At 42.0% G+C, this 22,227-nt stretch carries 15 protein-coding genes and 1 pseudogene; 9 read left to right on the top strand and 7 right to left on the bottom strand.

What is annotated here, in order from left to right:
- The first annotated feature begins 26 nt into the window (after positions 1-26).
- Positions 27-1,871 carry a tetratricopeptide repeat protein gene (locus V7K36_RS28305; protein WP_335120984.1) on the top strand — a complete coding sequence of 615 codons (1,845 nt, stop codon included), beginning with the start codon at positions 27-29 and terminating at the stop codon, positions 1,869-1,871.
- A 53-nt stretch (positions 1,872-1,924) separates the two neighbouring features.
- On the opposite strand, the gene V7K36_RS28300 is transcribed toward V7K36_RS28305, so the two are convergent.
- From V7K36_RS28300 to tftA, 4 genes are all read right to left on the bottom strand, one after another.
- The gene (locus V7K36_RS28300; protein WP_335120983.1) at positions 1,925-2,137 is read right to left on the bottom strand and encodes a hypothetical protein; all 213 of its coding nucleotides are present in this window, start codon (positions 2,135-2,137) and stop codon (positions 1,925-1,927) included.
- Positions 2,121-2,396: a BrnT family toxin gene (locus V7K36_RS28295; RefSeq protein WP_335120982.1), complete on the bottom strand. Its 276-nt coding sequence runs from the start codon at positions 2,394-2,396 to the stop codon at positions 2,121-2,123. Before V7K36_RS28295 ends, V7K36_RS28300 begins: the two co-directional genes overlap by 17 nt.
- A gap of 174 nt (positions 2,397-2,570) precedes the next feature.
- The gene (locus V7K36_RS28290; protein ID WP_442948525.1) at positions 2,571-5,141 is read right to left on the bottom strand and encodes a BsuBI/PstI family type II restriction endonuclease; all 2,571 of its coding nucleotides are present in this window, start codon (positions 5,139-5,141) and stop codon (positions 2,571-2,573) included.
- A 43-nt stretch (positions 5,142-5,184) separates the two neighbouring features.
- Entirely contained in the window at positions 5,185-6,537 is a 1,353-nt protein-coding gene (gene tftA, locus V7K36_RS28285; protein ID WP_335120980.1) for a hormogonium tapered terminus morphoprotein TftA, read from the bottom strand.
- A gap of 403 nt (positions 6,538-6,940) precedes the next feature.
- Here tftA and dnaG point away from each other — a divergent pair, with 403 nt between their 5' ends.
- From dnaG to V7K36_RS28255, 6 genes are all read left to right on the top strand, one after another.
- A complete protein-coding gene (gene dnaG / locus V7K36_RS28280; protein WP_335121011.1) occupies positions 6,941-8,857 on the top strand; it encodes a DNA primase in 1,917 nt (638 codons plus the stop codon).
- Positions 8,858-9,014: 157 nt separating this feature from the next.
- The gene (locus V7K36_RS28275) at positions 9,015-9,188 is read left to right on the top strand and encodes a hypothetical protein (protein WP_335120978.1); all 174 of its coding nucleotides are present in this window, start codon (positions 9,015-9,017) and stop codon (positions 9,186-9,188) included.
- 326 nt (positions 9,189-9,514) lie between these two features.
- Positions 9,515-10,789 carry a phosphoribosylamine--glycine ligase gene (gene purD, locus V7K36_RS28270; protein WP_335121010.1) on the top strand — a complete coding sequence of 425 codons (1,275 nt, stop codon included), beginning with the start codon at positions 9,515-9,517 and terminating at the stop codon, positions 10,787-10,789.
- 430 nt (positions 10,790-11,219) lie between these two features.
- Complete coding sequence (locus V7K36_RS28265) at positions 11,220-12,461, top strand: hypothetical protein (protein ID WP_335120977.1); 1,242 nt, start codon at positions 11,220-11,222, stop codon at positions 12,459-12,461.
- Between the two features lie 13 nt (positions 12,462-12,474).
- On the top strand, positions 12,475-17,223 hold the full coding sequence (locus tag V7K36_RS28260; RefSeq protein ID WP_335120976.1) for a response regulator: 4,749 nt from the start codon (positions 12,475-12,477) through the stop codon (positions 17,221-17,223).
- Between the two features lie 382 nt (positions 17,224-17,605).
- Entirely contained in the window at positions 17,606-17,797 is a 192-nt protein-coding gene (locus tag V7K36_RS28255; protein WP_335120975.1) for a hypothetical protein, read from the top strand.
- Between the two features lie 483 nt (positions 17,798-18,280).
- Here the strand turns inward: V7K36_RS28255 and V7K36_RS28250 are convergent.
- A pseudogene (locus V7K36_RS28250) lies at positions 18,281-18,920 on the bottom strand (IS630 family transposase); the annotation flags it as partial.
- 412 nt (positions 18,921-19,332) lie between these two features.
- On the opposite strand from V7K36_RS28250, the gene V7K36_RS28245 reads away from it, so the two are divergent.
- Complete coding sequence (locus V7K36_RS28245; RefSeq protein WP_335120974.1) at positions 19,333-19,506, top strand: hypothetical protein; 174 nt, start codon at positions 19,333-19,335, stop codon at positions 19,504-19,506.
- A gap of 355 nt (positions 19,507-19,861) precedes the next feature.
- Here the strand turns inward: V7K36_RS28245 and V7K36_RS28240 are convergent, their stop codons facing one another.
- On the bottom strand, positions 19,862-20,278 hold the full coding sequence (locus tag V7K36_RS28240) for an ATP-binding protein (protein WP_335120973.1): 417 nt from the start codon (positions 20,276-20,278) through the stop codon (positions 19,862-19,864).
- Positions 20,279-20,428: 150 nt separating this feature from the next.
- Here V7K36_RS28240 and V7K36_RS28235 point away from each other — a divergent pair, with 150 nt between their 5' ends.
- Complete coding sequence (locus tag V7K36_RS28235; RefSeq protein ID WP_335120972.1) at positions 20,429-21,619, top strand: PP2C family protein-serine/threonine phosphatase; 1,191 nt, start codon at positions 20,429-20,431, stop codon at positions 21,617-21,619.
- 42 nt (positions 21,620-21,661) lie between these two features.
- Here the strand turns inward: V7K36_RS28235 and V7K36_RS28230 are convergent, their stop codons facing one another.
- Positions 21,662-21,988 carry an STAS domain-containing protein gene (locus V7K36_RS28230; RefSeq protein WP_335120971.1) on the bottom strand — a complete coding sequence of 109 codons (327 nt, stop codon included), beginning with the start codon at positions 21,986-21,988 and terminating at the stop codon, positions 21,662-21,664.
- Positions 21,989-22,227: the final 239 nt, after the last annotated feature.

Genomic DNA, 22,227 nt, shown 5'->3' with positions numbered 1-22,227 from the left:
TGACGTGACATTCTCTAATAGCCAAAGTGTCAGACTCTTTGCCATTGCGCGATCGCTATCTTGCCTTAATCGATGAAATTGTTGAAACCACCCTCAAGGGCAAAATTAGCTCTGTTGAGATGGTGTATCAAATGCTGCTTAAAGGAATCACTTCCGGTACAGGGGAAGTCTTTGAGCTAGTTTTGAGCGATCGCCTGAATGCCCTCCAAAGTCAAGTAGATAGCGAAAAAGACGAACTCAAGAAAGGCAAGGCGACTCGGAGTTTGAGAGCCATTAAGACCATTCAAAGTCAATGGCAACGCTGGCAAGAACAAAACAAAGCCACAGAAGCGATCGCCTCCGCAGTTTCAGAAATTACCACAGCCCCTGCTGACGAGCGTCTGGCGACATTTTTACGGGTTACTGACCCCAATCAGAAGTATCCGCTAAATTTGCAACAGCTACAGCAGTTGTCAAGAGCATTACAGCAATTTGCTCAGGCAGATTCTGATTTAGAACAATTTTCCGAAGGGATTACCCGTGGTTTAGCTTCTTGGCAGCGATTGCAAGACAACTTGCTCAGTTGGATGTACGAGCAAAAAGAATCTTTAGGATTTGGCGGCGTACCCGGAGAACGTGGCCCTTGGGCAAGTTGGGCCAAACAACTGAATAGTGAGTTACCCAAAGCACTGCTTCGCACCTTGGCGATGGAAGAATCGGCAATTGAGTTTGCCCAGCGACAACGGGGAATCACCCTTAGAGATTGGGTGGAAATGGCATTGATTTTACAGTACTTGCAACGGGGACTAATTAACTGGTTTGACCAACAAGCTTACGATGTTAAAGCCGGGCCAAAGTTGTCCATTTCCACTTTCTTGACTTTTGCAGTGATTTGGAGTCAATTAGCAAGTGGTTTTGGGAGCATTGGGACAGTGTACGGCGATGCCTGTTCTCAAATCATGCTTCAGATTTTGCGAACCTTTGCCCAGCGTCCGTATTTTCCCTTTTACGGCGGGATTTTTGCCTCTTTTACTGGCACTTATTTGCGAGATGCCCTAGATTATTTGGATGAACCATTGCGAAGAGGCGAGGGAACCCAAGAAAAGGCGCGTATTTTGACCCTTCTAGGTTATTCTCAGCGTGCTTTAGGGCAATACCAGCGATCGATTGATTTTCATCAGCAGGCGCTAGAGATAGCCAGAAATGCAGGCGATCGCCCCTGTGAAATTGCCAATCTTAACCACCTCAGCCGTACCTACGTGCAACAGCAAAATTATGCTGAGGCAATTAACTATAGTCAACGAGCATTAATCCTAAGTCGGCAAGCAGGCGATCGCACCGGAGAGGCAAACGCGCTGGTAAATTTAGGTTATAGCGAAGTCATGCAAGCTCAGGAACTGGAAAACCTAGAACCCGAAACTTATGAAGCCGCAATTAACTATTTGGAACAAGGTTTAAGATTATCAGAAAAATTAGGCGATATTCAAAGTAAAGCTTTATGTGTCAGCAGCTTAGGAATTGCCTATTTAGTAATTGGACAACATCAAACTGCAATTAAATATCTTGAAGATGGCTTTAAAACAGCCCAAGTTTCTGGTGATTTGTATCTCCAAGGGCGGAACTTAGCTTATTTGGCAGAAGCTTATTACCATCTACAAAATTCCGAAAAAACTGTTTACACTGGCTGCTTGGGAATGTATCTTTTAGAGCAAATAGCTTCTAGTGAGTGGCGGCAAGCGGCAGGGTTACTGACAATTTTACAAGGACAAATCGGGGCAGAAGCTTTCCAAAAGTTCTTACAGCAACATCGCCCTAAAATCATTGCAGTTATCGGTGTGGATGGGTATGATCACATTCCGCAATTGTTAGAAGAATATAAGGGAGATATGTAAACAAGTAATTTGATCATTAGGATAGCGATCGCTAAGAATAATTACGGGCGATGTTATACCGCAGTCGCCTTCGCAATTTTTGCAAGCAATCGCAACGCCTCATTAACAGAAGCCGAATCTCGAAAGATTTCTGCGACATCTGGATCAAGAATCACAACATTACTCGATTGCATATACGCTTCGTAATACTTGCCACGGACACCATCTGAAAAATCATATTCAGGTTTTATCTCATCATTGATGTTCATTTCAGGTTCCTGACTCATAGCTTTTTCTTTCCTGTCGAGTGGCTAAACGAGCACTGATCAAACGCACTTCACCTTCTCCTTCTGTATGGGATACAACCAAAAGACGTTGTAACCTAGATAAACCTGTAGTCAGAAGACGAAATTCGCCTACTGAGTGATCAGGATCTGGAATCGTGATGGCTAGTGGATCTCCGAAAAGCGTAACAGCTTCTTCAAAAGACACACTATGCTTTTCGGCATTACTAACTGCTTTGTTTGCATCCCACTGAAATTTCATGAGTCTATTTTACTCTCAAGCAGAGCCATAGCTGATTTTTCGGCAGGCTGCTCCAATCGAATTGTTATACCGCTTTTCTAGTCCTGCTATTGGTTTCATACCTTAATGAATTTTTGGTTATGTGATGGAAAGTATATAAACCAGATATACTTCATAGATAATTTATTAATAAATCTACATATCTATTTGGTAAGCCTGCAATAGATATTCACCATTGAAATGAATTAAGTGAGTTGAATCTTCCGCAACCCAAACATCTGTTTCCCAAGCAATGTCTGCCAGATATGCCACCATTGTCTTACGACTGAGAAATGTTGTTACCATCACCAAAGGTATTTGGGCACTTCTGAATAGGACTTCAAGTTCCTTCTTCCGTTTAGGATTAATTGGCCCATGTGAGGTTACAGCTTCAATCAGTACCAACCAGTTATTTGTTGTGAAGTGAATGATCACATCTGGCATTTTGCCGTGGGAATCAATATTAACGCCCAAATCTGTCAATCCTGCTTCATCGAAGTGGGCGAACTTTTCATCTGTATCGCCAACATAGATGAGCTTTCCACTAGGAGTAAAACGAGGGGCAAAATCATTAATAATTTTTTCAATTAGAATATTCTGACCACCTGGCGATAAAGTTTTAATTTCCCCTGCAATTACTATCGGAATACGGGACATTTCACGTTCTTGAGCATACTGCTTTTTCAGAGTTTCAACCGAAGCAAGGTAGGTGTGAATGCTCTTTTCCCATTCGTCAGTACCATAAGTTCTTAATAGTTCGAGCGCACTGTTTTCGATTTGATATACAGTTTTTGGACTGTTGATAGGGCGGCTTAAATCATCTGGATTAGCAACTATCAAAGCTGCATCTAGAAATTGATGCACTGTCTGGCGGCGAACTGTTTCCCGTGTATTAGGCTTATAGGTTTTGCCATAATGTTGAGCCATGAAGTCCATCATCGGCGTAATTCCCATCAAAGGGGAAGTTGCTAATTGCCAAGAGTCTGTCGGTTTTAAGTCAAGTAACGCCAGGAGAGTTAAAGCCGATCGTTCGTTAAGCTGTGCTCGTGGAAAGCCCAATTGAGTCAAGATTTGCAGCGCTTCATCAATTCGAGACTTAGTTGCAATGGGATTATTTTCTGATAGATTCGACATACTAAGTAGCTGATTTTCGATAAGTTCATCAATTTCCCGCAAACAAGGAAACTGCTCTTTAATCCCCGTCCCTAAAGACAATAACTGTGACAAATTAGGGTACTTTAATTTTCGCAAATCTGTTGCATTTACCTGGGTATGCCCATTAAACAACCGAAAAAAAGCATCAACTAGGGTTGAATTTAGATAAACAGCAAGCCCACGAGCCAAGGTAAGGCTAAGTCCACACCCATTTTTGTGAAAGTAATTTAAATGATTTTCAAAGCCGACATAGGCATAATTAAATTGCTTGGCATCATAAACCACCGCAACCACACGCCTTTTCTCTTCTTTCGATGAAAATCTTTTGCAGAGGACATAATGCTTATTTGGTATCAGAAGATTTGCTGTTTCTTCTATATAAACTATCGCTTGGGGCTTTTTGGTTATTTTGGGATACTCTACATATCCATTCGAGAAATTTACCGGATAAATTAAAGGAACGGTATTGTTTTCTAAATTTGTCCTTAAGTACTCTTTTGCTCGGAAATCTACTACCCGTCCGGTTGAAACTGTTAGCCCTAAATCTTTCAAAGTACAGGTAAAAAGCGCCATTCGCTGAACGATTTGCTGGCTAATCTTATCTGGAAGAATATGAATAAACTGCTCTAAATCATCGGGCTTAACTAAGGCTGTATATGGTACAGAGTGTGACATGAACAAGTCCTCATTAGCACCAGAACTGGTATTGATGATGACGCTGCTAGATTTTTGCGTTTGTTTTGTAGCTTGGATGATGATAGTTTCCTGCAAAACATCATCGTCACTAAATACTTCTTGCCGCGACTCAAAAAGATGTAGTTGCTCTAAAGCCATCATCTCTAAAAACATCTTGCGGAAGTCACGGAAATAAGGCCCATTACAAAAGCTGCGCGGCGTAATCGCTACAAACTCCCCACTTGGTTTTAGAAGTTGCGCTGTAGCAGCCATAAAACCAGTATAAAGATTGCTAGTCTCCAAACCGATGGAACGCAACAATTCGCGCACCTGGGAATGAGCATTGATTTTCAAATAAGGCGGGTTGAGAATAGCATGGGTAAATTCTGTTGCGTTTGCACTATTCAATAAACCAATCTGAAGCAGCCTGACTGCATCTTCGATAAAATCAGTCTCACGAATTTCGTAATTGAAGGAAATACCCACATATTCACATTCCCTCTCACATAGCTTTAGAGTCTGATCCAAATATCCAATTAGAAAAGGGTCAATTTCATAGGCTACAACGCGCAAACTTGACGTATGTTGTCGATGCTGGCATACTTTTGCTACAAAAGCGGCTAGTAATGATCCGATTCCGGCTCCAGCATCAAGCAAGGATATTTCCGGTAAATCCAGCCGATTAAACATCCCAGCCATCAATTGGGCTACTGATGCGGGAGTTAGAAACTGACCCATCGATACTTTTTTGTCTTGCCTTAGCTTTAAACTTGCTACAGCCCGATGAAGATCGACTTCTGCAAGCAAGTTTGCACTTGATAGTTTTGCGAGGCTGGTAAACTCTAAACTACTGTTATGACTTGCTACTAACGCTCTACTACTTAATGGGACGATCACAAAGCTAATGCCCTAAAAATTGCTAGAAGAAGTTACTGAATACTCAAAGAAGTCCTGCTGATTCATATAATCGTTTGAGCATTGCTGAAATCTTTGTACCATAATCCAAATCTGCTGACCACCGCCCTGATAGCTGATCAATTAATGTTGCAATCCCGCGTGTGACAAAGCGAAACCTGGGATCTACTACTTCTTGTACCAAAGGTTCTAAACTGGCGTAAGCTTTCAAATGTTGGACGTGTGCCCTTACACCAATTCTGGCACTTGGAAAAGATGCAGCTTCCGAACCACCACCGATCGCACCTAAGCCAGCAAAGTTATTTTGCTCAGGTTTAATATCACCACCAAACCGTAAAAATCCAGTTTCTACACACATTTGACAAAAGGCAATATCATAGTTTACTCCCTCAATACCTGCTTCTTCCCGATAAATTTTTGGGATGTCAGGAAACTTTACCAAAGCATTTTCATTATTGTTTTTGAGAAATAATTGTAACTGTACTTCTGAAGTATTACCATTCGACATCACTCGGTCAAATTGACCAGGGCAAACCGTCAAATTCGAGCGCAAGCTGACAGTATGAGTTGCAGCATCCCAACTAACTGCAATCTTAAAATCTCGCAGTTCGATCGCTTTGACATAAACAATTTTGTGATAGGTAATCCGATTGACATTAGCTGCTTTAGAAAGGTCAATCCGTAAAAGGTCTACTAAATCAATGGGGATGTAAGCATTCCCATTAACTAAAACCCCTTGCTCTGAGTAACTTTGCCCATTAATATTAATATTAATTGCCGGATAATTCAGTTCCGCCGGAGTTCCAGGAGTGGGGTCAATCACACGACTCCAAGTTACTAATCCATCGACAATTCCCAAAGCAAAATCGCGGCGACGAGTTTGCAGCAAAGCCCGATCCTCTGGATTGCTGAGAAACCCCACTTGCATCACCAAAGCCGGAAGCGTTGTCTGGCGACAGAATGCTAAACTACCCAATCCACTATCTGTATCTGGCCTGACTCCCCGATTCGGTAATTGGGGTACGCGGCGTAATAACCCCATTTGCAACTGTTCAGCATTACTCTTGCGATCGCTATTATTAGCAATGTAGAAGACGCTAGCCCCACGCACAGAAGGGCTGTTAGCCGCATTAGATTGAATTTCTAGGGCGATATCACCAGGGCGACCACGGGAATTGATCCAGGTGATAGTTTGGGCGGCACTCAAGTCATCAGGAACCGCCAAAATTTCCAAATTCCGCGCTCTTAGTTCCGTGACAATCAAATCCCGCAGCAGAATCATTTCTTTAGCTTCACTTGTACCACCTGCGATCGCACCTGTATCGATTCCTCTAGCTTCTTTGCCTCCATGAGCCGCCGATATAAAAATACGTCCCATTTTCAGTATTTCCTCTGATAAAATTAAGTGTAAGCAATTCTATACATCATGCTTGGTCTAGCAACAAGAATATAATAGCGATCAGAAGTCCTTTGTCATTTGTCCTTTGTTATTTCTCCAAAGTTCATGACCAATGACCAATGACCAAAGAGGCAGGGGAGCAGGGGGCAGGGGGCAGGGGGAGAAAGATTCACCGAATTCCCCAGCAATCAAGGGTTTCAGAGCAACTAAATTTATTTATGCCCAAAAGCAAAAATATTTATTTTGAGCGTCAAGTGCCACGAAAAATAATGCGTCCGTTTTCAGAGCAACTAAATTTATTTATGGGGTTCTCCCCCCTGCTCCCTGCCCCCTGCCCCTTTTCCTCTTCTTTGACCAATGACTAATGACTAATGACAAAGCCATGCAAATCCCCCGCTTGCACCCAGACACAATTGAGGAAGTTAAACTACGATCTGATATTGTAGATGTTGTCTCGGAATACGTAGTTTTACGCAAACGTGGCAAGGATTTTGTCGGTTTGTGCCCCTTCCATGATGAAAAATCTCCTAGCTTCACCGTCAGCCAAACCAAGCAAATGTACTATTGCTTCGGCTGTCAAGCTGGGGGAAATGCCATTAAGTTTGTCATGGAGTTGGGAAAGCGTTCTTTTGCTGACGTGGTGCTGGATTTAGCACGGCGTTACCAAGTACCTGTGCAAACCTTAGAACCCGAACAACGCCAAGAATTACAGCGTCAGCTATCTTTGCGTGAGCAGTTGTATGAAGTTCTGGCAAGGTCCGCACAGTTTTATCAGCATGCCCTGAGACAATCACAAGGGCAAAAGGCACTTGAATATTTGCAATCTAACCGCCAACTCAAAGAAGAAACTATACAGCAATTTGGTTTAGGTTACGCTCCCGCAGGTTGGGAAACTCTCCATCGTTATCTAGTGGAAGATAAGCGTTTGCCCGCCCAAATACTGGAAAAAGCGGGATTGATTAAGCCACGCAAGGAAGGGGGCGGTTATTATGATGTATTCCGCGATCGCTTAATGATTCCCATCTGTGATGTCCAAGGGCGCGTCATTGCCTTTGGTGGTAGAACCCTCACGGATGAACAACCTAAATATCTGAATTCACCAGAAACGGAACTTTTTAGTAAAGGTAAAACATTATTTGCCCTCGATCAAGCCAAAGGTGGGATTTCTCAACTCGATCAAGCGGTGGTGGTAGAGGGATATTTTGATGCGATCGCCCTCCACGCTGCTGGTATTAATAACGCGATCGCCTCTCTCGGTACTGCCTTAAGCTTAGAACAAGTCCGGTTAATATTACGCTACACCGAATCGAAACAATTAGTACTCAACTTTGATGCTGATAAAGCCGGAACAAATGCCGCCGAAAGAGCGATCGGTGAAATTGCCGAATTAGCATACAAGGGCGAAGTTCAGCTAAAAATTCTCAATTTACCCGATGGTAAAGATGCTGATGAATACTTATATAGTCACACATCAGAAGATTATGGAGAACTGCTAAAAAATGCCCCACTTTGGCTAGACTGGCAGATTCAAGAAATTATTAAAGACCGCGACTTAAGACAGGCTACCGATTTTCAGCAAGTAACTCAGCAATTAGTCAAATTACTTAAAAATATAGCTAACAGCGATACACGCAACTATTACGTTTCCTACTGTGCAGAAATACTCAGCTTGGGAGATACCAGACTTATACCCCTACGAGTTGAAAATCTGCTAACTCAAATTGCTCCGGTTGCGGCTACATACTCTAAGCCTGTATCAGCGAAGAAAGCATGGGGAGGTGGCAAAGTTTCCCACTCTCCACTCCCTACAGAACGCAGTCTTTTAGAACACGCCGAGGCGTTATTACTCAGGATTTACTTACATTGTCCTGAACAGCGTCAAGCGATTATTGCCGAACTAGAAGAACGAGATTTGCAATTTAGCCTTTCCCATCACCGATTTTTATGGCAACAGATTTTAGAAACAACAGTGGAACAGCTAAATTTAATATCAAGTTTGCAAAACAGATACCTAGAATCGTCTGAAGAATTGGGATTAGTGTCGCATCTATTTCATCTGAACGAGAAATGGAAGAAAGAAATACTTCGGACTCCGCAAGTGGTTCAAGCTGCGATCGCTTGCATGGATTTGGTAATGCTTGAAAAACGCTACCGTCACTTTTTGGAATTATGGCAACAAACTGATCCAGAAGCTGAACCAGAGCGGTATCAATTTTATTATCAGGCTTTCTACGCTGAAAAAATCAAGCTTCAGCAAATAGACCGACAACGATTATTTTCCATCACAGAGTTGCTCTAGCTTTGCACTTACGCATTGTCATTTTTCTCTGTTTATATGAAACCAATGTCAAACAAAAAAATTAGTGAAGTGGCGATCGTACAACAATTAATCTCCGAGTTCTGTTGACATCCAAGGGCATTGGGGCATCGAAAATCGACTGCATTGGGTTCGAGATGTGACATTCCAAGAAGACTTTCCACCACGGCGTGGTGGCAATGCCCCTGTCAATTGGTCTATCTTACACAACTTTTTCATTCCGATCGCCCGCAAACTCTGTTTCCGAACTATTCCTCAAGCACAACGTGCCCTCTCCAACCAACTGCACAAAGTTTTTTCTTTCTTTGTATGAAACCACCCTGCCATTCCCTACAAGGGAAGGGGGGTTTCAAAGCCTCTCGACCCTTGCCTAACGGCAGGCTGACGCCAACGGGGAGAGGAATGGAAGCGGGGTTTTTGGTATACTTTACGACTTTTCAAACATCCTCTGAGGAACGAAACCCAACAATTAACGTTTAATGTTGGGTAACACGAATGTTCAACCGAATCTACAATTATCCTTAACCCAACCGTACTGAATCATAAGAAACTTGCACAAGTGTGATAATTGATGAAAAAATTGATCCGCGAGAGCTGAATACGGCATTCTCGTTTCGCAAGGGACGCACAAGGAAATCAGTGAAAGTTTTAGTTGTAGGTAATGGGGGGCGCGAACACGCTCTGGCATGGAAACTGTTGCAATCTAAGCAAATTGAGGAAGTTGTCTGTGTACCAGGGAATGGGGGCACAGCAAATATGGAACGTTGCCAAAACTTGCCCCTAGCAGTAGATGATTTTGAGGGCATGAGCCAATATGCTCTAGAACATGGCATAACTCTGGTAATAGTTGGGCCAGAAGTCCCCTTGGCGAGGGGAATCACAGATTACCTCCAAGACAAAGGACTAATGGTATTTGGCCCAGTCAGAGCCGGAGCGCAAATTGAAGCGAGTAAAGCTTGGGCAAAAGCCCTGATGCAAGAAGCAGGGATTCCGACGGCACGATCTACGGTATTTACGGAGGCAGTCGCAGCAAAATATTACGTAAAATCTCAGGGAGCGCCAATTGTCGTCAAAGCTGATGGCTTGGCGGCTGGTAAGGGTGTAACCGTAGCTGAAACAGTTGAACAGGCGGAAAATGCCGTTGATGCAATTTTTCAAGGACAGTTTGGCAGTGCTGGTAAATTTGTCGTCATTGAAGAATGTTTAATTGGGCAAGAAGTGTCAGTTTTAGCGTTGACGGATGGGTTAACAATTCGACCCTTGCTGCCAGCTCAAGATCATAAGCGGATTGGTGACGGCGATACAGGGGAAAATACTGGCGGGATGGGAGCATACAGCCCAGCACCCATTGCTGGGCCTTCTTTGATGGCACGTATTCAAACAGAAGTCTTAGAAAAGGCGATCGCAACCTTACGAGCTAAAGGGATTGATTACCGAGGTGTATTGTATGCTGGATTAATGATTGCACCTGATGGTGACTTGAAAGTTTTGGAATTTAACTGTCGCTTTGGTGATCCAGAAACCCAGGTGATTTTGCCACTGTTAGAAACACCCCTAGAAGAGTTGCTTCTCGCCTGTGTACAGCAGCGATTAAGTGAATTGCCGCCCATTGCTTGGAAAGGGGGAGCATCTGCCACTGTCGTTGCAGCTTCTGGGGGTTATCCACGAGAATATGAGAAAGGCCAGGTGATTACTGGCATTGGCGAGGCAGAGGCAACAGGAGCAACTGTATTTCATGCAGGTACGAAGTTGAACCAGCAACAAGAACTAGTGACAGATGGGGGTCGAGTATTAAATGTGACTGGAATCGGAGAAAATTTTGAGCAAGCGATCGCTCAAGCCTACGCAGGGATCAAATATATTCAGTTTGAGGGAATATATTACCGGAGAGATATCGGGCATAGAGTGGAATAGTACTAAGAAACGTGGATTAAATAAAATGCAAAACTTCATCCTGTCTCAAGCTTCCCTCTCCTTTATAAGGAGAGGGATTGAGGGTGAGGTAAGCCAGGGACATAAATTGTATGTTATTTAATTCTTATCCCTAAGAAAAGCCCAAAGAAACCTCACCCTGGTTATGCTACGCAAAACCTGTCCCTCTTCTTAGTAAGGAGAGAGATTAAAGTCAGGACAGGGTGAGGTTTTAGGTAATTTAATGACTTGTGTATACACCGTAAGCATAGTTGAGGGGGAGAAAAGGCGTTACCGACAGTAACGTCTTTTTTTTTTGCGATGTCTTAATCAGCGTCTATTGTGGGCATCATAATCCCAAGCCGAATAGATCAGCTAGCAGCCAGAAAATTTTTGGCAGCAAGTTTTTTATTTACAACTATAGTCTCGACCAATGACAGATAGTTTTAGACTTGATCTTTTTGCTTCTCGATCTAGTTTGTACACTGAGTTAACCTTGAAATGTCTACAGATTCAATTAGGAGTAATCTGTAGCGTCGGTATTTGGACATTATCAGAAGCTAAGTTACAAGCTGCCCAAGCACATCAGACCTGGAAATTACCTTCGGAATTGACCGAGCAAGTCATCAAAGTAAATCCTACACCTATTTTGATGGCGGCACCCGAAAACTTCAATCCTGATCTGCAATTACCGCCAGTGCGACCCAAACCACCAGCGTTACCCAAACCACCGCAGAATTCTGGCTCACCAACAACTTCCACCGAACCAGGAACGCCGGATGTAGTTTTAGAAAGTATTTATACAGATTATCACTATGAGACAGACAACTTTGGTCAAACCAATTTTTTCTTTGAACCAACGGCTCAGTTTCGATTAAGTAATGGCAATAAAATATTTTTCAAGACAGGTTTTAACTTCTTTGAGCAACGCGGTGTTGAATCAATTACCAATTTTCCCTTACAAGTTGGATGGCAAGCAAAAATTGGGCAAGTGACTCTGCAAACAGCAGTCGGAGTCGATGTGTTTAATCGTTTACCCACAGCTATCAATCTTAATGCTAAGGTGGAGGCTCCCATTTCGCCGCCGCAAGTTTCACCATCAGGTCAATTGCTATCGGTAGTAGTATTATCAGGTAATTTAGAACAAGGGCCTTATAAATCCAATGCCCGAACTTTAGGCAATCAAATTACTGCTTGGCGATTTGGGCCTGATTTATATTGGCAGATTGACCGTAACACCAGCTTGTTTTCGTCATTGCGTTTGAGTAGTTACAACGATGGTAATTCCGATGTGCAATCTTTTAGTAGATTAGAGCGCAAGTTTGGACAATTTTCTCTGGCAGCTAACTTATTCAGTTGGAGTTACGATCGCGATTTAGAACGCACAAGTGGCTATTTTTCCCCACCAGATTTTCTAGTTTACAACGCTGAGGTGGCTTGGGAGGGAGATATTGCTAATTTCTTACACTGTCGCCTCGCTGCCAATTTAGGACGACAGCGACTTAAAGGAGAATTTGACAACGCCAATATCTATCAAACGCGCTGTACGATCAAGCTGTCGCCCAATATCGAAGCAGACTTGGGCTATAGCTTTAGTAATGTCCGCAATCAAGATACTGGGGGAAGTGCCTACAGTGGTAATTCTTTGACAGGACAGTTGCGGGTCAAATTTTAGGAATCACTAAAGAATGAAAACACCATTACCTGATAACGAAAGACAGCGAATCGAATCTCTTTTGCAGTATAAGATTCTCGATACTCGTTCGGAAGCTGCTTTTGACGACCTCACCCGTTTAGCTTCATATATTTGTGGAACTCCCATTGCTTTAATCAGTTTAGTTGATAGCGATCGCCAGTGGTTCAAGTCAAAGGTTGGTTTGGATGCCCAACAAACACCCCGAAATATAGCATTCTGCGCTCATGCTATTATGCAACCTGAAGTTTTTATGGTGCCTGATGCCACAAAAGACCAAAGGTTCGCTACAAACCCACTAGTCATTTCTGACCCAAATGTTCGGTTTTATGCTGGAGTACCACTAATTAACTCTGAAGGATATGCACTAGGAACACTTTGTGTAATTGACCATGTGGGAAGAAACCTGTCTCCAGAACAAGTTGAAGGATTACGAATGCTAGGTCGCCAGGTAATCAAGCAACTAGAAATGCGGCGCAACTTAGCAAGTTTGGAATTGGCAAGTGATACACGCAAACAAGTACAGAAGACAAGCAAAGAATTTTTAAAAAAGGTTACCGCAGGGTTTGGGTTGACGTTGGCAATTTTAGTCCTGATTGGCACGCTCTTTTACCAAAGTACGAAAGTATTGATTAATACTAGTAAACAGTTGAATAACACCCAACTGACAATCAACAGCTTACAAGAACTACTGTCTAATATCAAGGATGCTGAAACAGGACAACGTGGTTATATACTCACTAGACAGGATGCGTATCTAAAACCATATCAGACTGCAATTACTAAACTTGCTCCCGAAATTAAGCAGCTAAGAAAATTAACAGCAGATGATCCTAAGCAACTGAGTCAACTTGACACCCTTGAACCCCTGATCACAGTAAAACTGAACGAACTGAAAAAGACTATCGACTCGCGCCAGAATTTAGGATTAGATGCTGCATTGGAGGTAATAAATAGAAATCAGGAAGATAACTTAATGAGTGATATCCGCAATATCATTCGTGAGATGGAAAACAAAGATACCGAAGAACTTCAGCAGCAGTTAAAAATCACAAAAAGTATTGCTCGCAATACTCTTTTGATGCAGGCGATCGCAATTCTCCTCAGTTTTCTGATTCTGGCTATAGTCTACTTCTTGATTTATCGTGAGGTAAAACAGCGTCAATTAACAGAGGAGACACTGAACAAAGAACGCAACTTTATCTCAGCAGTCCTTGATACAGCCAGCACTTTAGTAATAGTTATTGACACACAAGGGCAAATCGTTCGCTTCAATCAAGCTTGTGAACAAACAACTGGTTACTCATTTGATGAGGTGAGAGGAAGGCATTTCTGGAACTTGTTTTTACTTCCGGAAGAGAGCGAGCCAGTTAAAGCAGTTTTTGAGCAGTTGCGATCTGGTGAAGCGCCCTATAAATACGAAAACTATTGGGTAACAAAGGATGGCAATCGGCGGCTGATTGCCTGGACTAACACTACTTTGCAAGACGATAAGGGCGACGTTGAATATATTATTGGCACAGGTATTGACATCAGCGATGTCCACGAGGAGCTTCGCTTACGGAAACGAACCCAACAGCATCTCAAAGCAGAGTATGCTACAACCCGCGTCTTAGCAGAGTCAACTACAATCAAGGAAGCGATGCCCCAAATCATGCAAGGAATCTGCGTAAGTTTGGGATGGGATTTAAGTGAATTTTGGCTGATAGATCAGCAAGCAAATCTACTCAGATTGCTAAATTCATGGTATAAAGTCTCCTTTGAGATGCAAGAATTTGACCTCTTAAGTCGACAGATCACCTTTGCACCAGGAATTGGGTTGCCGGGCCGTGTCTGGGCTAGTGGTGAACCTGTTTGGATTTCTGATGTCGTTAAAGATCACAATTTCGTCCGCTTTCAAATCGCTGCCCAAGCAGAACTGCACGGAGCTTTCGGTTTTCCGATCCGTGGTGGTAAAAAAATCCTCGGTGTCATAACCTGCTTTAGCCATCAGATTCAGCAACCTGAACCAGATTTGGCAACAGTCATGAATTCTATTGGTGAGCAAATAGGGCAGTTTATTGAACGCAAGCAAGCAGAAGATGAACTCCAGCGCCAAAACTTGCGATCGCAACTATTTACTGAAATTACCCTCAAGATTCGTCAGTCTTTGCAAATCAAAGAAATTCTCCAAATCACTGTTACGGAGGTACAAAAAATTCTCCATAGCGATCGAGTTTTGATTTATCAACCTTTGGCAGATAAATCTGGAGCCACAGTGGTTGAGGCAGTAGTTTCTGGCTGGCTGGCAATCAAAGAGAACAAACTCACCGATGCTTACTTTCAAGCAGAATACGTACAGCAGTACTATCTACAGCAGTATCGTCAAAAACGGAATCTGGGGCTTGCTGAATTGGATATAGCTGAAGCCGAAAAAAGCCATATGGAATTACTGCAAGAATTTGGAGTCAAGTCCCATTTGGTCATACCTCTTCTTGTCAAAGAAGAACTCTGCGGTTTGCTGATTGTCCATCAGTGTGGCAGTTCCCGCCACTGGTCTAGCTTTGAAACTCATCTTTTACGGCAAATAGCTGACCAAGTAGGTATTGCCTTAGCCCAAGCGCAAATGTTAAACGCCGAAACTCAACAGCGACGAGAACTCGAAATTGCTCGTCACCAAGCTGAATTAGCTTCTCAAACCAAAAGTGCCTTTTTGGCGAACATGAGCCATGAAATTCGGACTCCGATGAATGCTGTGTTAGGGATGACAGGTTTAATGTTAGAAACTCCCTTAAACCCTGAGCAACAGGATTTTATCGAAACAATTCGCATTAGTGGAGATGCTCTCTTAAGCCTAATCAACGAAATTTTGGATCTGTCCAAACTTGAGGCTGGGGAAATGGTACTAGAAACTCTAGATTTTGACTTATCTACCTGTGTGGAAGAGGTGTTGGAATTATTGGCTCCCTCAGCCCATAATAAGGGATTAGAAATTGCAGCGTTGATCTATAGCAACGTCCCCACTCACCTTCAAGGCGATGCTGGCCGCCTGCGGCAAATTCTCATGAACTTAATTAGCAATGCGATCAAGTTCACCAGCAATGGAGAGGTAATATTAAGAGCAGAATTGCGTACAGAAAACTCTACTACAGCCACCATTTATTTTGCCATTACAGATACCGGTCTTGGGATTACCCCTGAAGACAAAAGCAAACTCTTTACGCCATTTACCCAAGTAGATGCTTCCACCACCCGCAAATATGGCGGCACAGGTTTGGGATTAGCCATCTGCAAGCAACTAGTGAGCATGATGGGAGGAGAAATTGGCGTAGAAAGTCGGTTAGGGAAAGGATCTAAGTTTTGGTTTGAAGTAACTCTCCCCAAGCAACTTTACCCTATTTCCTCACAAGGCGATCGCTTGGCCAACGCCAAGAGCAAACGCGAACTTTTGCTGAATCGGCGCTTGTTAGTAGTAGATGATAATGCCACTAATCGCAAAATCATCCACCATCAAGCTACCCGTTGGGGGATGCTGGTAGATCAGGCTGCTTCAGCTACTATTGCCCTCAAAGCTATTCAGGAGTCTGCCAAGCAAAAAATTCTCTATGACATAGCTGTGGTTGATATGCAGATGCCAGAAATAGATGGCATGACTTTAGGAGAGCAAATTAAGGCAAATTCAGCGATCGCTGGGCTACCTTTGATTATGCTTACCTCTACTAATCAACGGGATGAAATTCAACGGGCGCTAAAAATCGGATTTGCGGCTTATTTGGTGAAACCTGTTAAGCCGTCCCGACTCCTCGATACGATCATGACTATCTTAGGAACGCAGCTCGAACAAGAGGAGACAGAAATTAGAAGTCAGGAGTTAAAACTGAAAAATTCCGATAACAACAGCAATTATCATTCTCCTGACTCCCCTAAACTTAGTAGTGAGCGTAGTCAAACTGCTAAAACTGAGCGAAGCCGAAGTTTTAGAATTCTCTTAGCTGAAGATAATTTGGTGAATCAGAAAGTTGCTTTGAAGCAACTCCAAAGCCTGGGTTATAGCGCTGATGTCGCTGGTAATGGGAAAGAAGTTTTGCAGTTATTGGAAAAAATTCCTTACGATTTAATTCTGATGGATTGCCAAATGCCAGTTCTCGACGGTTTAGAAACCACAAAAGAAATTCATCGTTGGCAAGAAAGCAACTTTGCTAGTGGTTGTCGTCCTGTAGTAATTGCGATGACAGCTAATGCCATGAAAGAAGATCAACAAATGTGTCTAGATGCCGGAATGGACGACTATCTGAGCAAGCCAGTAATTAAAGAAAAATTGGCACAGGCGCTAGAGCGTTGGGGAAGTGTGATATTCAGGGTAAAAGAAACAGCTGCCACAGAGCAAACAATTTCTCCGACAGATGTAGGTTCAGTTGACCTCCCAATTGATTGGAAACGTTTGCATCAAATCTCGGAAAACAACCCAGAATTTGAATTAGAACTACTGCAAATATTTGTTGAAGATATTCAACCTCGTCTAGAGGTAGTTAAAATAGCGATCGCAACTCATGACTTTCAGGAACTAGCACTCCAAGCCCATCAAATTAAAGGTGCTAGTGCCAATATGGGAGCTACAACCATGCACTTGGCGGCAGAAAAATTAGAAAAATTCGCTCGTAACCAAGAACGTCGAGGTACTACTAACTTCATCTCAGAGTTAGAAGAGTTTGTTAAACGCATCCAAGAGTTTTTGATCTCTAAAGAGAGTAACGCCAAAATCTGAAAAATTAATAATATTTATTAATAAATGAACAGTGACGATTTTTTGTGAGTAAGCATGAAAAATATCTATTTTCCATTTTTCATTACTCATTTCCTATTTTGAAGATAAGACCTCTTGCATAAATCAAAAATAAGAACCCCACCCCGCCAAAGCTACGTTTTGTCTCCCCTCCCCGCTTGCGGGGAGGGGTTGGGGGTGGGGTGTTAGGGACTTTTGCAAGAGGTCTATAGAACTTGTGAACAACTGGGAACAATAAATTTGATGTACTAAAAGCAGGTTCGGTGAGTTAGCTGCGTCCTCTGCTGAGAATTTTTAGCTTAAGTGTCAGTTAAATCCATCACCTCCTGTACCCAATTGATTACCAAAAAGGGAGATTTTCCTAATGAGTCAGATGAGCAAAGACGATGTACGAGAACGCCTTGGCAATATCGATCAGATCCGTGATATTATTCTTGGAACACAGGTAAGAGAGTACGAAAATCGATTTAATAAGCTGGAGTCAGATATCTCTCAGTTGCAACAACAGATGCGATCGCAGTTGATCAACTCAAGTCCAACTTTTCGGCTGAACTAAAGGCAGGGTTTGAGGCGCTGGAGAAAAAGCTGAAATCACTCAACACGACAACTCAAGAAGAAACTCTTGACTTACGGCAACAGGTTGATAGACTCAATAAAAAGTTCTCTAACAGCGTTCAGTCGCTTGATGAGACGTTAGATAGCCAAACTACCTCAATTCGAGACGAAATCTTTCAGACTAAAGTCCAATTACAAGATGATGTCACGGCGTTACGGGATCTGATTTTAGAAGAAATAAAGCGACGCTTCTCGCAGTTAACAGACACTAAAGTTTCTAAAGACGATATGGCTGAAACTTTCTTTGCCTTGGGAATGCGTCTAAAAGAAACTGAGTTCATTCCTAAATTGCGAGAAGCAGCCGATGAAGAGTCGCACTGAACAGGATAAAAATAGCATGAGTACAGCGATCGCTCCTGTTATTACTCTAGCTATTTCCCAGCAGATTATACCAAGTTGCAAAAGATAGTATTGTTACATTCCGTTATATTGAACAGAGCCAAGAAAATCCTACTTCTCCCTTAACAGTGAGGGGGTTATTCATCAGCCACTGACAACGATCAATTAAGGCAGTCTCTAGAGCATCAAGGTTATTAAACACCTTGTTTGCCAATCGCTCTCTAAGTAATGGCCAAATACACTCGGTAGGATTAAGTTGAGGAGTGTATGGGGGAATGGGGTACATGATGATGTCTTGTGGGACACTTAAGTGACGAGTAGTATGCCAACCTGCTTGGTCTACAAGCAAAATAATTAACTTGTTTTTACAGGAATTAATTTGATTAGCAAATGCCTCTAAGGCTATTTGCATCACAGTTGTATTTACCCGCTTGCAAAATAAACAAACAACTGTTGCCTGTCTGGGGATGAACAAAACCATAAGTATAGAGCCATTTGTAGCGCGGATAATGATGAGCAGTTGGACGTTGACCTTTCAAAGCCCAGGTTCGACGAACTACTGGCTTGAGTCCTAAACGAGCCTCATCCTGTGCCCAGACTTCTACTTGTTTATGAGGGCATAACCAACGCATTAATCGGACAAAAAACTTCAGTTGCGCTTTAAAAAATACCCTTTCTTCTAGGGTTGCACTTTTTTCATGTAGTGGTCTTGGTAATTGTAAGGTCAAATACTTCTCTACAACGTCGGTAGCGTTGGGTTAATTCTGCGTAATCCAAGTGAGGAATGATCTTAATCCGAGTACGAGGCATCGCTGTACACCGATTTTACTTCCCTTAAATAATACTATCTATTGCAACTTGGTATTATTATTGCTCCAGAAGAAGTTTCAGATGCGATCGCTCCTGTAACTCATTGTTGGCAAAATTATTATCTGTATGTCGGATTGAATATTTAATAATTGATGAAAACTTCAAGATTCTGGAGAACTCTTTGGGACTGAATCATTTTGCCGATATTCCTAATGAGGTGAAGCCCGGCCAGGATGCTCGGATTGTGTTTCCAAAATTAGAGGACTTGAAGATATTTTTGATGCAATTCGACAAGGAGAGCAAGATAATTTTGAATTAAAGGGAATTATGCGCTCACAAGATACGGCTTCTCCTTTGTATATTGATATTCGGATTACTAATAATATCCAAGAAAATTATTCTAACAATCCGTTGATAATTCTTGTGGAAGACTCCACAGAACGGATAGTTCTTGAGCAATATGTATCTGGTAGCCGAAAAACTAGAACAACTAGCTTATAACCAAGAGCATCAAGGTGCTACTAACTTCATCTCAGAATTAGAAGAGTTTGTTAAACGCATCCAAGAATTTTTAATCAGGAGTTAGTAGTCAGTGTTATTTCTCCCCTACCTCCCTTATCGGAAATCGAAGGGTTTAAGACCTGTACCATTACACGTAGCTCGGAGGCGGAGTGTCTCCGACTCCGCTCAGTTTCAGTCGGGATTTAAATCCCCCGGAGTTGCTCCTCTTGGGGAGACCCCAAGACCGCACTCCTCTTCTCTGCGAGACGCTACGCGAACGTCTGAAATTGTCTAAAATGTTTGAATGCGTGAATTTTGAATTTTAAATTGTTATTTCCCCACTCCCCATTCCTCTTTAATAATATTTACTAATAAATAAACAGTACCGATTATCAACTGTTGGCTCATAACTCAACTTGTCAGCAATCATGGACATGATTTTTAAACCACGACCACGCTCTTGCTCATTCTCCTCAAATTCAGGTGTTTGCCGCAATTTCTGCTCTAAGTCAAAGGGTTCGCCTTGAGACCAGATGCGAATTTCTATATATTTATCTAATCGCACAACTTCTATCTCAATAGGAGTTTCAATAGGTAAATTTTTGTGGGCATGTTCAACAATGTTAGTAAAGCCTTCCATCAAAAGTGTTTGACATTGCCACCAAATTTGTTTATCAGGAATAGGTGGTTGATTCATCTGCTCGAACCAAGATAATACTTGAGGCGACGCTGTAAGGTCTGTGTTGACTTTTAGATAAATTTTATTTTTCACTTTTTAACCAATAAAATATTTTGACATGATCATATTCGGTAATTAATTTATTTAATTTGAGTATTTTCACTATACATTCCCAAATAAATTGCATATAGGTTAAATTAAAGCAACTATTTACGTATCATTTTACTTAATAAACTGTAATCTATGTTTAAAATTCTGGTTATTGATGATGACCCGATAGTGCGAACAGTACTGAAAAGAACACTCCAAAATCAGGGCTATGATACCAGTGTCGCTAGCAATGGCGAGGAAGGAATTTCACAAGCACAATTACTACATCCTGCTTTGATTATCTGTGACTGGATGATGTCCCAGCTAGATGGGCTAGAAGTTTGTCGTCGAATTAGGGCAGATCCAAAATTGGCAACTACTTTTTTTATTCTATTGACTGCTAGGGGAGCAGCCCCAGGAGAGGAGGAAGATAGAGTTAAGGGACTTGACGCTGGAGCAGATGAGTTTATCTCTAAACCAATAGAGATGAATGAATTGAAAGCACGGGTAAGAGCAGGATTAAGGTTACACCAGCTGAATCAGGATTTACAAAGTCAAAAGCAAGCTTTGGAGACACTCAATCGGGATTTGCAAACTCAAAAGCAAATTTTGGAAGCAGAATTGGCTGAGGCATCTGATTATGTGCGATCGCTTTTACCTTCACCGCTTGTAGGAGCAGTAACTACAGAAAGTCTGTTTATTCCTTCAGCGCAGTTAGGGGGTGATTGCTTCGATCATCATTGGATTGACGAGGATCATTTGGTAATTTATTTGTTGGATGTATCAGGACATGGGGTGGGTTCAGCCCTCCTATCTGTATCTGTGCTGAATGTTTTGCGATCGCAATCCCTACCGAACACTAACTTTTGTCAACCAAGTGAAGTCTTAAAAGCCCTAAATCATGCCTTCCAAATGAGGAAGCACGGTGATAAATACTTTACAATCTGGTATGGGGTTTATCACCGCCTTAAACATCAACTCATTTATGCCAACGCCGGACATCCACCAGCTTTACTGTTATCTAATACCTCTACAACAAGCATCCAAGTTAAACAGCTAAGTTCTTTAGATTTACCAATTGGCTTTTTACCTAATGTCCAATTTGAGGATGCTGTTTTTGATGTCGAAGAAAACAGCACTTTATACATCTTTAGTGATGGTGCTTATGAAATTAAGCAGTCAGATGGAAAAATTTGGGGTATTGATGCTTTTATTGACTTACTGACCGAATATAGCCAGAAAGATACCTATAAGCTAAATCAACTATTAGCGAAGATTCTCGCCTTAAATGCTCAAGATAATCTTGATGATGATTTATCTTTGGTAAAAGTTAACTTTGGTTAGTATAGTCAAATGTGCATATTAAATTTTCTGTTGTCTAGCAGTTTATTGTGTTGTCCATATTTTGCGCTTGAATTCATCTTGGTCAGCAAAGGTTTGAAAAATTCTATCCATTTTAGTCAGTTCAAACAACATCCTGACTTGATCGCTGATCGAACAGACAAAAAATTTGCCATTAGCAGTTCTTACCATTTGCATTGCTGATACTAAAGCACCTAAACCAGAGCTATCAATAAAGTTTACTTCTTTCATGTCAAGCAACAAAATATTAGACCCATTTGCCACAATAGTGCTAACTTCACGACGTAGTTCATTACCTCTAATACCATCTAATATTCCAGAGAGCTCTAGTACTGTTACACTCAACTTCATGGTTTTTATTTTCCGATTATTTGGCTTGATAACTATATATTTATATTTTGGCATTCTTCTAATGTAAACCGCAATAGATGTAGCAATCCTAAATCATTTGTGAACAACAAGATACCCCGACTTCTCAAAGAAGTCGGGGATCTGAGCCTCTCAATTTTCACAAATCAAATTTTAGCGCAGTGTTTACTTTATGTCCAAAGTTTTCTACTAACCGTCACGTCGCTTCGCTCCGAATTAAA

This window comes from Nostoc sp., assembly GCF_036919555.1.
Lineage (GTDB): Bacteria > Cyanobacteriota > Cyanobacteriia > Cyanobacteriales > Nostocaceae > Nostoc.
This window is presented reverse-complemented; position numbering and strand designations above follow the sequence as displayed.